This is a genomic window from Geodermatophilus sp. SYSU D01119 (assembly GCF_054049975.1).
Genome location: NZ_JBJGYL010000001.1, coordinates 22,332 through 39,572, shown reverse-complemented (window position 1 = coordinate 39,572; position 17,241 = coordinate 22,332). Strand labels below are relative to the sequence as shown.

At 75.4% G+C, this 17,241-nt stretch carries 17 protein-coding genes; 12 read left to right on the top strand and 5 right to left on the bottom strand.

Annotation, left to right across the window (positions count from 1 at the left end; genetic code table 11):
• The first annotated feature begins 22 nt into the window (after positions 1-22).
• A complete protein-coding gene (locus ACI79X_RS00210) occupies positions 23-1,384 on the top strand; it encodes an ammonium transporter (protein ID WP_457023401.1) in 1,362 nt (453 codons plus the stop codon).
• 66 nt (positions 1,385-1,450) lie between these two features.
• Here ACI79X_RS00210 and ACI79X_RS00205 read toward each other — a convergent pair whose 3' ends face one another.
• Complete coding sequence (locus tag ACI79X_RS00205; protein WP_457023400.1) at positions 1,451-2,065, bottom strand: helix-turn-helix domain-containing protein; 615 nt, start codon at positions 2,063-2,065, stop codon at positions 1,451-1,453.
• A gap of 132 nt (positions 2,066-2,197) precedes the next feature.
• Here ACI79X_RS00205 and ACI79X_RS00200 point away from each other — a divergent pair, with 132 nt between their 5' ends.
• The 9 genes from ACI79X_RS00200 to ACI79X_RS00160 all read left to right on the top strand — a co-directional run bounded on the left by ACI79X_RS00200 (position 2,198) and on the right by ACI79X_RS00160 (position 10,620).
• Positions 2,198-2,554, top strand: a complete 357-nt coding sequence (locus tag ACI79X_RS00200) for a cupin domain-containing protein (protein ID WP_457023399.1) — start codon at positions 2,198-2,200, stop codon at positions 2,552-2,554.
• Positions 2,555-2,560: 6 nt separating this feature from the next.
• The gene (locus ACI79X_RS00195) at positions 2,561-3,073 is read left to right on the top strand and encodes a dimethylamine monooxygenase subunit DmmA family protein (protein WP_457023398.1); all 513 of its coding nucleotides are present in this window, start codon (positions 2,561-2,563) and stop codon (positions 3,071-3,073) included.
• Positions 3,070-4,050: a PDR/VanB family oxidoreductase gene (locus ACI79X_RS00190; protein WP_457023397.1), complete on the top strand. Its 981-nt coding sequence runs from the start codon at positions 3,070-3,072 to the stop codon at positions 4,048-4,050. The genes ACI79X_RS00195 and ACI79X_RS00190 overlap by 4 nt, the downstream gene beginning before the upstream one ends.
• The gene (locus ACI79X_RS00185; RefSeq protein WP_457023396.1) at positions 4,047-5,018 is read left to right on the top strand and encodes a heme-dependent oxidative N-demethylase family protein; all 972 of its coding nucleotides are present in this window, start codon (positions 4,047-4,049) and stop codon (positions 5,016-5,018) included. The genes ACI79X_RS00190 and ACI79X_RS00185 overlap by 4 nt, the downstream gene beginning before the upstream one ends.
• A 198-nt stretch (positions 5,019-5,216) precedes the next feature.
• Positions 5,217-6,575 (top strand): type III glutamate--ammonia ligase, encoded by a 1,359-nt coding sequence (glnT, locus tag ACI79X_RS00180; RefSeq protein ID WP_457023395.1) that lies wholly within the window; start codon positions 5,217-5,219, stop codon positions 6,573-6,575.
• A 32-nt stretch (positions 6,576-6,607) separates the two neighbouring features.
• A complete protein-coding gene (locus tag ACI79X_RS00175) occupies positions 6,608-7,501 on the top strand; it encodes a hypothetical protein (protein WP_457023394.1) in 894 nt (297 codons plus the stop codon).
• A complete protein-coding gene (locus ACI79X_RS00170) occupies positions 7,489-8,208 on the top strand; it encodes a GltB/FmdC/FwdC-like GXGXG domain-containing protein (RefSeq protein WP_457023393.1) in 720 nt (239 codons plus the stop codon). Before ACI79X_RS00175 ends, ACI79X_RS00170 begins: the two co-directional genes overlap by 13 nt.
• 10 nt (positions 8,209-8,218) lie before the next feature.
• Positions 8,219-9,523, top strand: coding sequence for an FMN-binding glutamate synthase family protein (locus ACI79X_RS00165; RefSeq protein ID WP_457023392.1), 1,305 nt, complete (start codon positions 8,219-8,221; stop codon positions 9,521-9,523).
• Positions 9,520-10,620 carry an FAD-dependent oxidoreductase gene (locus tag ACI79X_RS00160; protein ID WP_457023391.1) on the top strand — a complete coding sequence of 367 codons (1,101 nt, stop codon included), beginning with the start codon at positions 9,520-9,522 and terminating at the stop codon, positions 10,618-10,620. The genes ACI79X_RS00165 and ACI79X_RS00160 overlap by 4 nt, the downstream gene beginning before the upstream one ends.
• A gap of 258 nt (positions 10,621-10,878) precedes the next feature.
• Here ACI79X_RS00160 and ACI79X_RS00155 read toward each other — a convergent pair whose 3' ends face one another.
• The 3 genes from ACI79X_RS00155 to ACI79X_RS00145 all read right to left on the bottom strand — a co-directional run bounded on the left by ACI79X_RS00155 (position 10,879) and on the right by ACI79X_RS00145 (position 12,605).
• Complete coding sequence (locus tag ACI79X_RS00155; protein WP_457023390.1) at positions 10,879-11,046, bottom strand: hypothetical protein; 168 nt, start codon at positions 11,044-11,046, stop codon at positions 10,879-10,881.
• Positions 11,047-11,145: 99 nt separating this feature from the next.
• On the bottom strand, positions 11,146-12,015 hold the full coding sequence (locus ACI79X_RS00150; protein ID WP_457023389.1) for an RNA polymerase sigma-70 factor: 870 nt from the start codon (positions 12,013-12,015) through the stop codon (positions 11,146-11,148).
• On the bottom strand, positions 12,012-12,605 hold the full coding sequence (locus ACI79X_RS00145; protein WP_457023388.1) for a carboxymuconolactone decarboxylase family protein: 594 nt from the start codon (positions 12,603-12,605) through the stop codon (positions 12,012-12,014). The genes ACI79X_RS00150 and ACI79X_RS00145 overlap by 4 nt, the downstream gene beginning before the upstream one ends.
• A gap of 130 nt (positions 12,606-12,735) precedes the next feature.
• On the opposite strand from ACI79X_RS00145, the gene ACI79X_RS00140 reads away from it, so the two are divergent.
• Complete coding sequence (locus ACI79X_RS00140; RefSeq protein ID WP_457023387.1) at positions 12,736-13,680, top strand: hypothetical protein; 945 nt, start codon at positions 12,736-12,738, stop codon at positions 13,678-13,680.
• Between the two features lie 4 nt (positions 13,681-13,684).
• Here ACI79X_RS00140 and ACI79X_RS00135 read toward each other — a convergent pair whose 3' ends face one another.
• Positions 13,685-14,182, bottom strand: coding sequence for a hypothetical protein (locus ACI79X_RS00135; protein WP_457023386.1), 498 nt, complete (start codon positions 14,180-14,182; stop codon positions 13,685-13,687).
• Positions 14,183-14,365: 183 nt separating this feature from the next.
• On the opposite strand from ACI79X_RS00135, the gene ACI79X_RS00130 reads away from it, so the two are divergent.
• Positions 14,366-17,230: a BTAD domain-containing putative transcriptional regulator gene (locus ACI79X_RS00130; protein WP_457023385.1), complete on the top strand. Its 2,865-nt coding sequence runs from the start codon at positions 14,366-14,368 to the stop codon at positions 17,228-17,230.
• The last annotated feature ends 11 nt before the right edge of the window (positions 17,231-17,241 follow it).

The window sequence follows — 17,241 nt, the reverse complement described above, 5'->3', positions numbered from 1 at the left end:
GTCAGTAGACGAAAGGTGTGCCGTGGACGTCGGCAGCACTGCATTCATCCTCGCGGCCACCATGGCGGTCGCCCTCATGGTCCCGGGGCTCGCGCTCTTCTACGGCGGCATGGTCGGGTCCCGCTCGGTCCTGAACATGATCATGATGGTGTTCGGAGCCGTCGCCGTCGTCGGCGTCCTGTGGACCCTCTTCGGCTTCTCCGCGGTCTTCGGGAACAGCTACGGGAGCCTGGGCCTGCTGGGGAACGTCACCGAGTACCTCGGCCTCGGTGACCTCGTGGCCGGAGACGAGGCGGCCGCCCTGCCGCCGGCCCTGGTCGCCGTGTTCCAGGCGCTGTTCGCCGTGATCACGACCGCGCTGATCGCCGGCGCGGTGTCCGACCGCGTCCGGTTCGGCCCGTGGCTGCTGTTCACCGGGCTCTGGGCGGCACTGGTCTACTTCCCCGTCGCGCACTGGGTGTTCGCCTTCGACTCCGCCGACGGCAGCGTCCAGGGCGGCTGGATCGCCAACACGCTCGGCGCCGTGGACTTCGCCGGCGGTACGGCCGTCCACATCAACGCGGGCGTGGCCGCCCTCGCCCTGGTGCTCGTGGTCGGCAAGCGCACCGGCTGGCCCCGGCAGGCCCGCCCGAACAACCTGCCCTTCGTCGCCCTCGGCGCCGGGATCCTGTGGTTCGGGTGGTTCGGCTTCAACGGCGGATCGGCCCTCGCCGCCGGCAACAGCGCCTCGGTCGTCATGCTGACGACGTTCAACGCCACCTGCGCGGCGATCCTCGCCTGGCTCCTGGTGGAGCGGCTGCGGGACGGCCACGCCACGACGCTCGGTGGCATGTCCGGCGCCATCGCCGGGCTGGTGGCCATCACCCCGGCCTGCGGCGCCGTCACGCCGCTCGGCGCCCTGGCCGTCGGGGCCATCGCCGGTGCGATCTGCCCGCTGGCCATCTCGCTGAAGTACCGCTTCGGCTACGACGACGCCCTGGACGTGGTCGGCGTCCACCTCGTCGGCGGCGTCGTCGGCACCCTGCTGGTCGGCCTGTTCGGCTCGGCCGGGGCGCCCAGCGGTCAGGCCGGTCTGTTCTACGGCGGCGGTCCCGGGCTCCTCGGCACGCAGGCCGTCGCGGTCGTGGCGGTCGTCGCCTACTCCTTCGTGGTCAGCCTGCTGATCGCCCTGGCCGTGAAGTACACGGTCGGTCTGCGGGCCTCGAAGGAGGGCGAGCTCACCGGGCTGGACCTCACCGAGCACGCCGAGGCTGCCTACGACCTCGAGGGCTCGGTGCACTCCCCGGGCAGCGGCCCGACGCCCGAGGCGGTCATCGCCTCGGCCGAGCGGCTGGTCGCGGGCTCCGCGCCGGCCCCGCACGCCGGCAGCGGCACGCCGGGCTGACCGCCCCAGGACGACGGAGGCCGGTCCCGCACTCGCGGGGCCGGCCTCCACTGCGTCCGGGCGGGGTCAGGCCAGGTGGCCGTAGGCGGTGACGCTGAGGAAGCGGACCGGCAGCTCGACGAGCTCGACCGGGCCGTGCGGCCCCTCGCCGTCGAAGACGAGGGAGTCACCGGGGCGCATCTCGTACCGCGCCTCGCCGTGCCCGTAGACCAGGACCCCCTCCAGCATGTGCAGGAACTCCGTCCCCGGGTGCTGGAACAGGGGGAACACCTCGCTGGCCTCGGTGAGGGTGACCAGGAGCGGTTCCAGTCGCTTGTGCTCGCCCCGCAGCGAACCCAGCAGCTGGTACAGGTGACCGACGTTGCTGCCGCGGCGGACGATCTGCGATCCGTGCCCGGCGGGGGTGAAGACGGCCTCCCGCTCGGCGTCGATGCCCCGGAACAGCGCGGTGACCGGCACGGCGAGCGCCTCGGCGAGACGGGCGAGACTGGACAGGCTGCACGAGGTCTGCGCGTTCTCGATCTTGGACAGCATGGCCTTGCTCATGCCGGTCAACCGGGCCAGCTCGGCCAGCGAGATGCCCTGCGCCAGCCGGAACTCCCGCACGCGCAGCGCGATGACGTCCTCGAGATGACCGCTCGGCGCGTCGTCCTGCGCGCCGGGACCCGGGGAGACCTCCACCCGGCGAGCCTAGGCCGCGTGCGCTCCGCCCAACCGCCTGGCGACCAGAACGTAACGGACGGGTAACCCGAAGGAGGGTCCACCGCTCGTAGCCTCCGTTTCACACCAGTGGACGACTCTCCAGGAGGACCCATGCCCGTCACCGGCACCATCGGCCACGTCACCGGGGGCTCGCTCGGGTTGCCCAGCATGGAGGTCGAGGGGGTCCGCGCCTCCATCGGCGACGTCTTCGCGAATCCCGGCGGAGCGGCGATCTGCAGCGGCTTCTTCGAGTTGTTCGCCGGCGCGCCGCTGGACTACGAGTACACCTACGACGAGATGAAGGTCGTCGTCGAGGGCGAGTTCCACCTCACCGACCTCGACTCCGGTCAGCAGGTCGTCGCGCGGCCGAAGGACGTCCTGTTCTTCCCCGCCGGCTCGCGGATCCGCTTCGAGACGCCGGACCGCGGGCTGGGCTTCTACACCGGCCACCGTTCCTCCGCCCCCTGACCGGCCGTGGGAGCCGAACACACGAGCGTCCCGCGCTGGCCGGCGAGCGTGCCCCGGGTCGACCCCGCCGGCCGGACCGTCTCCGTGCTGGGCTTCGGGGACCGCGGAGGGTCGATCGCCGAGGACTGGGTCGCCGCCATGCCGCACGGGCGGCTCGTCTGGAGCCACGTCGCCGAGCGGGCCGACGACGTCACGCTGGCGGCGCTCGCCGAGCAGGTGCGCGGCGCCCGGGTCGGCTGGCGCCTCATGCTCGCCGGACCCGAGGTCGACGTCCTCGCCGCCCGGGCCGTGGCCACCGGCCTCGGTCTCCTCGACGCCGAGCTCCGGACGGCGGTGACCGGCGCGGACCGCAGGCGGGTCGCCTGCCCGCACTGTCACGTCACGACCGAGGCGGAGGTCCCGGTCGGTGCCGAGGTCCCCTGCCGGGGCTGCGCCCGCCGGCTGCACGTCCACGCGCACGTCTCCCGGCGCACCGGCGCCTACCTGGGCTTCATGGCCGACGCGGAGGAGGTCGCGTGACCGCCCTCCTGACCGCGCCGGCGACGGCGGCACCGGGGGAGGTCGCGCCGCCGCAGCTCGAGGTCGTCGCGGTCGCCGACGCCGCACCCGGCATCCGGACGCTCGTCCTGCGGCACCCGGACGGTGATCCGCTGCCCGGGTACGCGCCCGGCAGCCACGTGGTGCTCAGCTGCGGGGAGCGGCGCAACGCCTACTCGCTCACCGGGGACGGGCTGCCGGGTGAGGAGTACCGGATCTCGGTGCTGCTGTGCCCCGAGGGCCGGGGTGGCTCCGCCTTCGTGCACGGTCTCGCCGTCGGCGACCGGGTGGCCGTCTCCCGCCCGCGCAGTGCCTTCGCCCCGGTCGCCACCGCGCGGCACCACGTCCTCGTCGCCGGGGGCATCGGGATCACCCCGATGCTGTCCCATGCCCGGGCCGCGGTCCGTTGGGGACGCTCCTTCGAGCTGGTCTACGGCCACCGGCCCGGGGCGGGCGCCCACCGCGAGGAGCTGGCGGCCCTGTGCGGAGAGCGCCTCACCGTGCACGAGTCCACGCCGGGGATGCTCGACGCCCTCGCGGGGGTGCTCGCCGACCGGCCGATCGGCACGCACGTCTACGTGTGCGGACCGGCGCCGCTCATCGGGTTCGTCGAGCGGACCGCCGAGGAGCTGGGATGGCCGTCCGACCGGGTGCACGCCGAGCGGTTCAGCGCCGCCGACCTCGACCCGGGGGAGCCGTTCACCGCACGCCTGACCCGGTCCGGCCTCCGGGTGCCGGTGCCCGCGGGCACCAGCCTGCTCGCGGCACTGGAGGGTGCCGGCGTCGCCGTCCCCAGCATGTGCCGCCAGGGCGTGTGCGGCGAGTGTCGTGTCCCGGTCGCGTCCGGCCGGCCGCTGCACCGCGACCTGTACCTGTCGGGGGCCGAGCGTGCCGCCGGCGACGCGGTCATGTGCTGCGTCTCGCGCAGCCTCGACGACGACCTGGAGCTGGACCTGTGACCACGACGCTGCCGCCGCGGGTGTCCCGCTTCCCGTTCCCCTTCCCGGCCGACGCCTACCGGTACGCGACCAACGTCGAGCCGGCCCGCCGTCCCGTGGGAACCGCCGCGGGCACCTGGGGCGAGCACGTGATCGACGTCGACGACGACTACGCGCTCGAGCTCGCCGTCCGCCGGGACGTGCTGGCCGCCGATCCCTCCCGGTGTGCGCAGTTGCCGCACATGCGGGTCGCCGCGTGGGACGCGCTGGGCACGCTGCTCCCGGAGCTCGCCGCCACCCGTCCCGACGTCATGGCGCTGCACCGGCGCGGCGACCGGTGGCACTGGCGCAACGACCTGCTCGGGACGTCGACGTCCTTCGTGTTCGGCGACGACGACTCCCTGCTCGGCGGCCCGCTGGCCTTCCTCGGCAGCCAGGTCCAGGAGGACGTCGTCCTGCTCGACCAGCGCGAGGGCTCGCTGTGGGCCGACGCCGGGCTGGTCACCTTCGCCGCCGACTGGTCCCTGGGCTTCGACGTCGGCATGCGCTTCCTGGAGGTCCACGGGCCGGTGCCCCGGGTCCACGAGACCGGCGTGGTCGCCCGGGCCGAGCAGTTCCTCATGCGCCTGCAGCCGGGCGACGCCTACCGCCGGACCAACTGGACGATGACCGTGGACCGGCGGCTGGACACCTCCACGGAGACCTATCCGGAGTGGGGCCGGGACCGGCGGCTCGTGGTCGACGACCCCGCGCTGCCCGACCGGCTGCACCTCCGGGTGGAGGTGCAGCACCTGCTGCGGCTGGGTGTCTCGAACGCCGTCTGCTTCCTCATCCGCACCCACCTGCTGTCCCTCCGCGAGCTCGCGGAGGTCCCCGGGTGGCGGCGGAGGACGGCCGCCGTGCTCGCCGAGCTGCCCGACGACATGGCCGCCTACAAGGGCATCGAGCGCTACCGGCACGCGGCGGCCGCCTGGCTGGCCGCCGGCTGACCGGCACCGGCGCACCCGGCGGCCCGTCGTCCTCCTGGGGACGGCGGGCCGTCGCGCGGTCGGCACCGGCGCTGACTCCGGCACGGGTGGGGAAACAGGGATCTCCCCGGACGGTCACGTCGAGGAAACACGCGACCTGTTCACTGCGAGGCGACAGAGGTTCACAGCAGTGGACAGCTCGCATCACCGGGAGGACCCGTGTCGCTCACCGTCACTCGCCCCGAGGCCCCGCCGGCGCCCGTCGAGCTGCCCTCCGGAGGGGAGCTGGCCCGCCGCGCCCGTGCCGACGGGATCGAGTTCGTCATGGCGCTGTTCGTCGACCTGACCGGCAAGCCCTGCGCGAAGCTGGTCCCGGTCGAGGCGGTGGAGGAGCTCGAGACCGAGGGTGTGGGCTTCGCCGGCTACGCGGTGGGCGCGATGGGGCAGGAGCCGAGGGACCCCGACCTCATGGCCGTCCCCGACCCGTCGTCCTACATGCCGGTGCCCTTCATCCGGCCGGGCCTGGCGATCGTGCACTGCGACCCGCACGTCGAGGGCCGGCCCTGGCCCTACGCGCCCCGGGTGGTCCTCAAGGCCCAGCTGGCCCGCGCGGCGGAGCTCGGCCTGGAGCTCAAGGTCGGCGCCGAGGTCGAGTACTTCCTCGTCGAGCGCGGCCCGGACGGCGCGCTGCGGCCGGCCGACCCGAAGGACACCGCCGCGCGGCCCTGCTACGACGCCCGCGGGCTGACCCGCATGTACGACCACCTCACCGAGGTGTCCAAGGCGATCAACTCGCTGGGCTGGGGCAACTACGCCAACGACCACGAGGACGGCAACGGCCAGTTCGAGCAGAACTTCGCCTACGCCGACGCGCTCACCACCGCCGACCGGGTGGTCACCCTGCGCTACCTGCTCTCGGTCCTCGCCGAGCAGCGCGGCATGACCGCCACCTTCATGGGCAAGCCCTTCACCGACCGGACCGGCAGCGGGCTGCACATGCACCTGTCGCTGTGGCGGGACGGCGAGCCGGCGTTCCCGGACCCCGCCGACCCCCGCGGCCTCGGCCTCTCCCCGCTGGCCTACTCCTTCGTGGCCGGCCTCATCGAGCACGCCTGCGGCCTGCAGGCGGTGCTCGCCCCGACGGTCAACGCCTACAAGCGCACCGGCGCGAGCTCCACCCGGTCCGGTGCGACCTGGTCCCCGCGCACGGCGTCCTACGGCGGCAACGACCGCACCCACCTGCTCCGCGTCCCCGACGGCAACCGTGTGGAGCTGCGCGGCGGCGACGGCTCGGCCAACCCCTACCTGGCCGCGGCGGCCGCGCTGGCCGCCGGTCTCGACGGGGTGCGGCGCGGCCTGGACCCCGGCGACCCCGGTGCCACCACCAGCAGCCAGCTGCCGCCGACGCTGCTCCACGCGGTCGAGGCGCTGCAGGCCGACCCGGTGGTCGCCGCGGCCCTCGACGCGGCCGGGCCCGGGGTCTGCGAGTACTTCGCCGGCCTCAAGCGCGAGGAGTTCTTCGAGTGGCACGGGCAGGTGACCCCCTGGGAGGTCGACCGCTACGTGACCGCGTTCTGACCCGACCGACCGACGAGAGGAACCGTCCTGCGATGTGCGGGATCGCCGGGCTCCACCTGCGGGAGCCCTCCCTGTACCCCCGGCTCGGCGAGCTGCTGACCGGCATGCTCTGCCAGGTCACCGAGCGCGGCCCGGACTCCGCCGGCGTCGCCGTCTACGGCGACCCGCGCTGGTCCCCGCCCGGCGAGGCGTCGGTCTCGCTGCTCACCGGTGACCGGACCGCCGGCGACGTCGCCACCGCCGTCCGCACCCTGCTGCCGGAGGCGGGGGTCGTCGACGCCGGCCAGACCCTGGTCGTCCACGCGGCCACCGGCCCCGACGCCCTCACCGCCGCCGTCCGCGAGACCGTGCCGGGCGCCGTGGTCATCGGGGCCGGCGAGGAGGTCGCCGTCCTCAAGGGCGTGGGCCACCCGCAGTCCCTGGCCGCCGAGTTCGGCCTGGCGGCCGCCCAGGGCTGGCAGGGCGTGGCCCACACCCGGATGGCCACGGAGTCCGCGGTGACCCCCGCGCACTGCCACCCCTTCTCCGTCGGGACCGACCAGTGCCTGGTGCACAACGGCTCCTTCGCCAACCACGCCACCGTCCGCCGCGAGCTGCGGGCCGCGGGTGCGGTCTTCGACAGCGACAACGACTCCGAGGTCGGCGCCCGCTTCGTCGCGGCCCAGCTGGCCGCCGGCTACGACCTGGAGAAGTCGCTCAGGCTGCTGTGCGAGCGCTTCGACGGCTTCTACACGCTGCTCGTCAGCACCCGCGACAGCTTCGCCGTGGTCCGCGACGCCATCGCCTGCAAGCCCGCCGTCGTCGCCGAGACCCCGCAGTGGGTCGCCATGGCGTCGGAGTACCGCGCCCTGGCCGGCCTGCCCGGCGTCGAGGCCGCCCGCATCTTCGAGCCCGAGCCGGAGGAGGTCTACGCATGGCAGCGCTGAGCACGACCGACGTCACGGTGGAGCCGGCCGTCGTCGACCTGTCCCTGACCGGCGTGCGCGAGCTCAACGCGGCCCTGCACGCCCCGGACGTCCTGGACAAGGCGTCCGCGTGGCGGGTCACCTCACCCGCCGGCCGGCACAACATCGCGGTCGGGCTGGACGCGGCGGTCGACGTCCGCATCGAGGGCCACGTCGGCTACTACTGCGCCGGGATGAACCAGCTCGCGACGGTGACCGTCGAGGGCAACGCCGGGGTCGGGGTCGCCGAGAACATGATGAGCGGCACCGTGCGGGTCCGCGGCAACGCCTCCCAGTCGGCCGGGGCGACCGCGCACGGCGGGCTGCTGGTCGTCGAGGGCTCGGCGTCGGCCCGCTGCGGGATCTCGATGAAGGGCGTGGACATCGTCGTCGGCGGCGACGTCGGGCACATGAGCGCCTTCATGGGACAGGCCGGCCGGCTGGTCGTGTGCGGCGACGCCGGCGACGCGCTCGGCGACTCGCTCTACGAGGCACGGATCTACGTCGCCGGATCGGTGAAGAGCCTCGGCGCGGACTGCGTGGAGAAGGAGGTGCGGCCCGAGCACCTGGCCGAGCTCACCGGCCTGCTGTACGCCGCCGGCATCGACGCCGACCCCCGGGACTTCCGGCGCTACGGCTCGGCCCGCCGTCTCTACAACTTCCACGTCGACAACGCCTCGGCGTACTGAGGAGACCGTCATGCTCCGCGAGTCCGCGACCTTCGACCGCGCCACCATCGCCGAGATCCAGCGTGCGGCCGAGACCGGCATCTACGACATCCGCGGCGGCGGCGCCAAGCGCCGCGTGCCGCACTTCGACGACCTGCTCTTCCTCGGCGCGAGCATGTCCCGCTACCCGCTGGAGGGGTACCGGGAGCGCTGCGACACCGACGTCGTCCTCGGCGACCGCCACGCCACGTACCCGCTGCACCTGTCCACCCCCGTGACCATCGCCGGCATGAGCTTCGGCGCGCTGTCCGGACGGGCGAAGGAGGCGCTGGGGCGCGGCGCCAGCGAGGTGGGCACCTCCACGACCACCGGCGACGGCGGCATGACGCCGGAGGAGCGCGGCCAGTCCAAGCACCTCGTGTACCAGTACCTCCCCTCCCGCTACGGCATGAACCCCGACCACCTGCGGGCCGCCGACGCCATCGAGGTCGTCCTCGGCCAGGGCGCCAAGCCCGGCGGCGGCGGGATGCTGCTCGGCCAGAAGATCACCGAGCGCGTGGCCGGCATGCGCACCCTGCCGATGGGCGTCGACCAGCGCAGCGCCTGCCGTCATCCGGACTGGACCGGCCCCGACGACCTGGAGATCAAGATCGGCGAGCTCCGGGAGATCACCGACTGGGAGAAGCCGATCTACGTCAAGATCGGCGCCAGCCGGACCTACTACGACGTGAAGCTCGCAGCCAAGGCCGGCGCCGACGTCATCGTGCTCGACGGCATGCAGGGCGGCACCGCCGCGACGCAGGACGTGTTCATCGAGCACGTCGGCATCCCGACGCTGGCCGCCCTCCCGCAGGCGGTCCAGGCGCTGCAGGAGGAAGGGCTGCACCGGCAGGTGCAGCTGGTCGTGTCGGGCGGGATCCGCAACGGCGCCGACCTCGCCAAGTGCATGGCGCTCGGTGCCGACGCCGTCGCGATCGGGACCGCGGCGCTGGTCGCCCTGGGCGACAACGCCCCGCACCTCGACGAGGAGTACCGGGCGCTGGGCTCGGCGGCCGGCTTCTACGACGACTGGCAGGCCGGCCGGGACCCGGCGGGGATCACCACCCAGGACGACGAGCTCGCCGCGCGCCTCGACCCGGTCGCCGGTGGCCGGCGGGTGGCCAACCTGATCCGCGTGATGACGATGGAGGCCCAGGTCATCGCCCGCGCCTGCGGCAAGGCCCACCTGCACTCGCTGGAGCCCGAGGACCTGGTGGCGCTCACCATCGAGGCCGCCGCGATGGCCCGCGTGCCGCTGGCCGGCACGTCGTGGATCCCCGGGCAGAGCGGGCTGTGAGGGTCGACGTCGCCGTCGTCGGCGCGGGGCTCACGGGTTCCGCGACGGCGTGGCAGCTGGCCCGGCGCGGAGTGTCCGTGGCGCTGGTCGAGGCGTTCGACGCCGGGCACGTCCACGGCAGCTCGCACGGCACCTCCCGCATCGTGCGCCGGGCCTACGCCGACCCGTTCTGGGTGCGGCTGACCGGCCGCGCGTACGACGCCTGGGCCGAGGCCGAGGACGACACCGGGGCGGCGCTGCTGCGCACCACCGGCGGCCTCGACACCGGCGCCCGCCGCGACCCCGTGGGGCTGGCCCGGTTGATGGCCGCCGAGGGCGTGCCGCACGAGCTGCTGACGGCGGGGGAGGCGGAGGCCCGCTGGCCGGGGATGCGGTTCGACGGTCCCGTGCTCTTCCACCCCGAGGGCGCGGTGCTCGACGCCGACGCCGCGGTCTCGGCCTGGGTGCGCCGCGTCCGCGAGCTCGGCGGCACCGTGCTCGAGCGGACCCGGGTGCTCGCCGTCGAGGCCGACGGGGACGGCGCGCGGCTGGTCACCGACGGCGTGCACCTGAGCGCGGGCAGCGTCGTCGTCGCGGCCGGTCCCTGGCTGCCCGAGCTGCCGCTCGGCCTCCCGCTCCCGCCGCTCACCGTGACGCAGCAGCAGGTCTTCCACTTCCGGCAGCGCGATGCCGCCGCCGTCTGGCCGACCTTCGTGCACAAGGGCGACCTGCAGCTGTTCGGCCTGCCCTCCGGTGCCGACGGAGGGCCGCGTCCGGCGATGAAGGTCGCGCAGCACGACGGCGGCCGGCCGACGACGGCGTCCACCCGCGACGGCGTCGTCGACCCGGCGTCGCGCGAGCGGGTGAGCGCCTTCGTGCGGGAGTGGCTGCCCGGCCTGGACCCCGAACCGGTCGCCCAGGGCAGCTGCCTCTACACCGTGACCCCGGACGAGGACTTCGTGCTCGACCGGGTCGGCCCCGTCGTGGTCGCCTCCCCGTGCTCCGGGCACGGCGCCAAGTTCGCCGCCCTGATCGGCGGGATGGCCGCCGACCTCGCCCTCGGGCGGGCGCGAGCGGAGCCGAGGTTCGCGCTGAGCCGGGTGGGCTCGCTGGTCTGACGTGGCGCTCCCGTCGACCCGGAGGACGTCTGGACACGCGCGAGCGCGTCGACGTCGGACGACACCTGGTCCGCGGGACTCCCGATCGGTCCGGTCCTCTGCCGTGGACCACCGACAGGGAGGAGCCAGCTCAGTCGCGGGTTCCCACCGCAGGGAGCCGGTGCCGACCGTGCTGGGCGCGTTCCGCTCCACCGTCCGACGACGCGCGTCGCCGCCAGGTCGTCCCGCACCGACCGCGGGACGAGGCGGTGCCGGCGGTCACCTCGCCCGGCGGATCGACCGCACGCCGAGGACGACCGCCCCCAGGACCAGCAGGACGCCCAGGCCCTGCAGTCCGGGGGAGTCGTCCGCCTCCCCGAGCACCACGCCGGCGATCCCGACGGCCACGGCGAGGAGGACGGCGACGACGACGACGGCTGCTCTCATGTGCCGACGGTACATCGACCAACGCCCATTATTCATCGACAATCGATAGATCAGCCACGCGTGTCCGCCGCTCGAGGTCCGCGCGGACCCCGTCAGCGGTCACCGGCGCAGGGCGACGGGCTCGTCGAGGCGGCTCAGCTTGTGCGGGTTGCGCGTCGCGTACATGCGCGAGATCCGGCCGTCCTCGACGACGAAGGTGATCGCCGTGTCGAACGGGCCACCGCCGTCGATCCGTGCCGCCACCGAGCCGTTCACCAGCGGGGTCGTGATCGCCACGCCGGGGGCGAGCTCGGCGAACCGCGCCAGCGCCCGGGCGACCCGCAGCCGGCCGGTCACCGGGCGCAGCGCCGCGGGGGCCAGCCCGCCGCTGTCGGCCACCACGACGACGTCGGGCGCCAGCACGTCGAGCAGCCCGTCGAGGTCGCCGGAGGTCACCGCGGCCAGGAAGCGGTCCACCACCCGCTGCTGCTCGGCCCGGCTGACCGTCGTCCGGGGACGGCGCGCGGCCACGTGCTCGCGTGCCCGGTGCGCCACCTGCCGCACCGCGGCGGCCGACTTCCCGACCGCCTCGCCGATCTCGTCGTAGGGCACGTCGAACACCTCGTGCAGCACGAGGACCGCCCGCTCGGTCGGCGACAGCGTCTCCAGCACGGTGAGCATCGCGATCGACACGCTCTCCGCCAGCTCGACGTCGTCGGCCACGTCGGGGCTGGTCAGCAGGGGCTCGGGCAGCCACTCGCCGACGTACTCCTCGCGCCGGCGGGCCACGGTGCGCAGCCGGTTGAGCGCCTGGCGGGTGACGATCCGCACCAGGTAGGCCCGCGGGTCGCGCACCGCCGCCCGGTCCACCTCCGCCCACCGCAGCCAGGTCTCCTGCACCACGTCGTCGGCGTCGGCCGCGGAGCCGAGCATCTCGTAGGCGACGGTGAACAGCAGGCTGCGGTGGGCGGGGAAGGGGTCCTCGGTCATGCGGGGACGACGCCGTCCGCCGACCGCGCCGCCAGCGGCGCCAGGCCGCACGACGCCGCGAACTCCTGCGAGCGGATGCCGAGTGCCACGTTGCCCCGGGCGCTGGAGTTCATGAAGCCGATCCTGGCGGTCAGCTCCACCAGCGCGGCCGGACCCAGCTCGTCGAACAGCGCGGCCGACAGCTCGTCGGTCACCGCCGGCGGCGTGGCGCTCATCGCCTCGGCGTACTCCATGACCCGCCGCTCCAGCGGCGTGAAGACGTCGGACTCCCGCCAGCGCGGCACCTCGCGCACTGTGGCCTCGTCGAGCCCGCGGCCGCGGCTGAGGAAGTGGTGCAGGTCCAGGCAGAAGCCGCAGCCGATGGTCGCGGCGGACGCCATCGCCGCGTAGGTCGCCAGGGCGGGGTCGAGCCGGTTCCACCCGTCGACCTTGCGGCCGAAGGACATGGAGTCCTTCAGCACCGCGGGGTGGTGCCACATGACCGCGGCGCCCTCGGGCACCTGGCCGAACACCCGGCGGCTGACCGCCTTCAGCAGGGCCCCGTACAGGCCGGTGATCCGGGTCGCCGGGACGCGGGTGGTGCTCGCCATGTCTCCTCCTCGGGATGCGGCGCTGTCGTCATGGAGACACCGCCGCGGCCCCGGGTGTGACAGGCGCGGTTGCACGCGGCCCCATCCGCGTTGCAGACGGCCTGCAACGCGCGGGGTCCACCGTCGCCGCATGGCAGGACACCTGTACGAGGCCGACACCACCGACACCCTGGAGGAGCCCGAGGACGTCCGCGCGCAGCCGGCCGAGGACGCCGGCGAGGCGGGACTCGGTCCCGGTCCCCGGCGCCTGCTGGCGGCCTTCGCGCTGTTCACCGCCCTGGCCGCGCACCAGCTGCTGCGGCTCGGCGGGCACACCGAGCACTCCTGGGCGTGGACGATCCAGGCCCGGCCGACCGTCGCCTTCCTCGGCGCCGCGTACGCCGCCGGGTTCGTCCTCTCGGTCGTCGCGCTGCGGCAGCGCTCCTGGGCGCACGTGCGGGTGGCGGTGGCGACGGTCACCGTGTTCACGGTCCTCACCCTGGCCGCGACGTACTGGCACGCGCACAAGCTGCACCTCACCGCCGCGGACCCGCTGGCGCGCGCAGCGGCCTGGGTGTGGACGGCGGTCTACCTCGCCGTCCCGGTGGCCGGCCTGGTCGTGCTCTTGCGGCAGCCGGCCCACCGGGACGGAGCCCACCGCGTCCTGCCCGGGTGGGTGCAGCGGGTGCTCGCCGCGCAGGGCGTGGTGCTCGGGACCGTCGGCGCCGTCCTGTTCGCGAGCGGGCTGGGCGCCCACCACGGCACCCACGTGACGGGGCACGCCTGGCCCTGGGCCCTGACCCCGTTCAGCGCCCAGGTGGTGGGGGCGTGGCTGGTGGCCCTGGGCGCCGGCGCCGCCCTGGTCATCCGGGAGACCGACGTCGGCCGGCTGTACGTCCCGGCGGTCACCTACACCGCGTTCGGGGTCTTCCAGTGGGCGGTCCTGCTCCGGTTCCGCGACGTGCTGGACGCCGGCCCCACCACGGGGGCCTACGCGGCGGTGCTCACCGTCGTCGTCGCAACCGGCGGGTACGGCTGGTGGCTCGCCCGCCGGCCGGGGACGTCGTCCCCGGCCGGCGAGCGGGAGCCGCGGTGACCGCTCAGCGGGTGGTGCCGCCGGTGGACTTCGACGGCGGCACCAGCGGGTCCGGCACGGCGCCGCCTCCGGCCGCGGCCTGGCCGGAGGCGGCCTCCGCGATCGTCTCGACGTCGGGCGTCCCGAGGGCGGCGGTCCCGCCGCCGGAGGAGCCCGTCCCGGCCGACGACGTCCCGGCCGACGACGAGGTACCGCCGCCCGAGCCGGAGGACGACGTGCCGGACGACGACGTGCCGGACGACGACGTGCCGGACGACGTGCCGGACGACGACGTGCCGGACGACGACGTGCCGCCGCCCGAGGCCGAGCTCGCCAGCTTGTCGATGCTCCCCTGCAGCGGGGCGGGCGCCGCCTCGCGCGCCCGGTCCAGCGTCTGCTGCACCTCCGGTCGGCCCAGGAGACCCTGCGCCGACTGGACGATCCGCTCGTAACTCTCCCGGCCGGCCCGCGCCCCCAGCACGTACCCGATGCCCAGCCCGATCCCCAGCGTCAGCTTGCCCATGGCTCCTCCTGTCTCCGCCGGCCCGGCGCGGTCCGCCGGGCTCCGTCCCGGACGCCGCTACCCAGCCCGCGCCGCGCCCACCCCCGCGTCGGTGCCGGGCGCCCCGCGGACCCTGTGCACCGCCCCGTGCCGTCGCTAGGGTCGGCCGCGCCGGGAGCGGTCCGCGTGCGGGACGAGGCGGCGATGACGAGCGCGGCACACGTGCACTTCCGGGTCCTCGGGCCGCTCTCGGTCGAGGGCCCGGGAGGGGCGCTCGCCGTCGGCGGGCACAAGCCGCGCACCCTGCTCGCCGTACTCCTCGTCGCCCGCGGCGAGGTGGTGCCGGCCGACCGGCTGGTCGCCGCCCTGTGGGGGGACGGCCCGCCCGACGGCGCCCTGACCGCCCTGCGGGCCTACGTCTCGCGCCTGCGTGGGGTCCTCGGGGACGCCGCCCCGCTGCGGCACCGCCCGCCCGGCTACTGCCTGTCCCTGCACACGGCCACGCTGGACGCCGCCGAGTTCGAGCAGCGGGTCCGCAGCGCCCGGGCCGCGACCGCGACCGGTGACCACGCGCGGGCGCTGACCGACCTCGACACCGCCCTGGCGCTGTGGCGCGGCGACGCGCTCGCCGAGTTCGCCGACGAGGAGTTCGCCGCCGCCGAGGCCGCCCGGCTCACCGAGCTGCGCACCGGCGCCACGGCCGACCGTGCGGACGCGCTGGTGGCGCTGGGCCGGTCCGCGGAGGCCGTGCCCGAGCTGGAGGCGCTGGTGCGCGCGCACCCGTCCTGGGAGCGGCCGGCCGTGACGCTCATGCGGGCCCGCTACGCGACCGGGCACCAGGCCGACGCGCTCGCCGCCTTCCACGAGCTGCGGGCCCGCCTCGACGACGAGCTCGGCGTCGAGCCGGCCGCGGCGGCGCAGGACCTCTACCGGCGGATCCTCGTCCACGACCCCGCGCTGACCGCGACGCCGCGACCGGGCAACCTGCCGCGGCGGGCGAGCGGCTTCGTCGGCCGGGACCGCGAGTCGGCGGGCGTGCTGGCCGCGCTGCGCGAGGGCCCGCTGGTCACGCTGACCGGCGTCGGGGGAGCGGGGAAGTCGCGGCTCGCGGTGGAGGTCGCCGCCCGCGACCGGGCCCGCTTCGACGACGGCGCGTGGCTGTGCGAGCTCGCCGCCCTCCCGGAGGGCAGCCCGGTGGGCGACGCGGTGTCGGCGGCGCTGGGCATCCGCCAGCGGTCGGGCCTGTCGGTGGAGCAGACGGTGCTGGAGTACCTGCGCCCGCGGTCGCTGCTGCTCGTCGTCGACAACTGCGAGCACGTGCTGCCGCACGCGGCCGCCCTGGTCGGGGAGATCGTGCAGCGGTGCCCCGGCGTCGTGGTCCTCGCGACCAGCCGGGAGCCGCTCGGTGTCGACGGCGAGCAGGTGTGGCCGGTGCCGCCGCTGCCGCTCGCCGACGCGACCGCGCTGTTCGTGCAGCGTGCCCGCGCGGCGACGCCGGACTTCCGGCTCGACCCCGCCGCCGCGGGCGCCGTCGCCGCCATCTGCGCCCGCCTCGACGGCCTGCCGCTGGGCATCGAGCTGGCCGCGGCCCGGATGCGGGTGATGAGCCCGGCGGAGGTGGCCGCCCGGCTCGAGGACGCCCCGCTGCTCGGCGGCGGCCGCGGGGCGGTGCCCCGGCACCAGAGCCTCGCCGCGGCGATCGAGTGGTCCTACCGGCTGCTGTCCGGGCCCGAGCAGCGGCTGTTCCGCGGCATATCGGTGTTCGCCGGCGGGGCCGACCTGCGGGCGGTGCACGGCGTCGCCGACCCCGGCGCGGCCGAGGACGACGTCCTCGACCGGCTGACCCGGCTGGTGGACCGCTCGATGGTGGTGGCCCGCAGCGGCGTGCACAGCCGCTACCTGCTGCTGGAGACGCTGCGCGCCTACGGCCGGTCGCGGGCCGAGGTCGAGGGGGAGACCGCCGCGCTCACCCGGCGGCACGTCGAGTACCACGTCGACTACGCCGAGCGGGCCGGCGCGGGGCTGCAGAGCCCGGACGAGCGGGCGTGGGCCGAGGAGGCCCTGGGTGTCTACGACGACCTGCGGGCGGCCTTCACCCGGGCGGCCGCCGACGCCGAGTGGGACCTGGCCGTGCGGCTGGTCGCGGCCGTGCCCGAGCTCGTGCACCTGCGCGTCGGCTACGAGGCCTACGCCTGGGCCGAGCAGCTGCTGCCGGTGGTCGACCCCGGCCACCCGAGCTTCGCCGCGGCCGTCGGCGCCGCGGCCCGCGGCGCCTGGAACCGCGGCGACTTCCCGCACGCCGTGGCGACGGCGCGGCTGGCCGGGGACCGCCGTCCGCCGCCCGGCACCCCGCGCATCGCCTACCCCCACGACGTGCTGGCCGACGTGGCGCTCTACGAGGGTGACGTCGCCCGCGCGCTGGCGCACTACACGGCCGAGTCGGAGCGCGCCCGCGGCGACGGCGACCGCATCCGGCTGGTCTGGACGCTGTACTACGTCGCGGTCTGCCACGCGGTGGGCCGGCACCCGGAGGAGGGCCTGGCCGCGGCGCGCGAGAGCCTCGACGTCGCGGAGGCCACGGCGAACCCGACGGCGCGCTCGATGGCCCGCTACGCCCTCGGGCTGGTGCTCAAGAAGTCCGACCCCGAGCACGCGCTGGCGCTGTTCGACGAGGCGGAGGAGCTGGCGGCCGCCGTCCGGAACTTCTGGTGGCAGGGCATCGCGATGATGGAGGCCGCCGCCACCCGGGCCGTGCACGGTGACCCGGTGGAGGCCGCGCGGGCGCTGGTCGCCGTCCTCGCGCACTGGGACCGGGTGGGGGACGCCACCCAGCAGTGGCTCAACCTGCGCTACGTCGCCCGGCTGCTGCAGCGGGTCTCGGCGACCGCGGACGCCGCCGCGCTGCACCGTCACCTCGTCGCCGCCGGCAAGCCCTCGCCGCTCGGCCCGCCGGCCCCCGGGAACGGGCGCCCGGCCGACCCCCGCGCGGCCGAGGCCGCCGCCGTCGCCCACGCCCGCGCCGCGCTCGGCCGGGTGCTGTCCGGGGAGCCGGCGACCGGCCGGGCGTGACCGTGCATCCC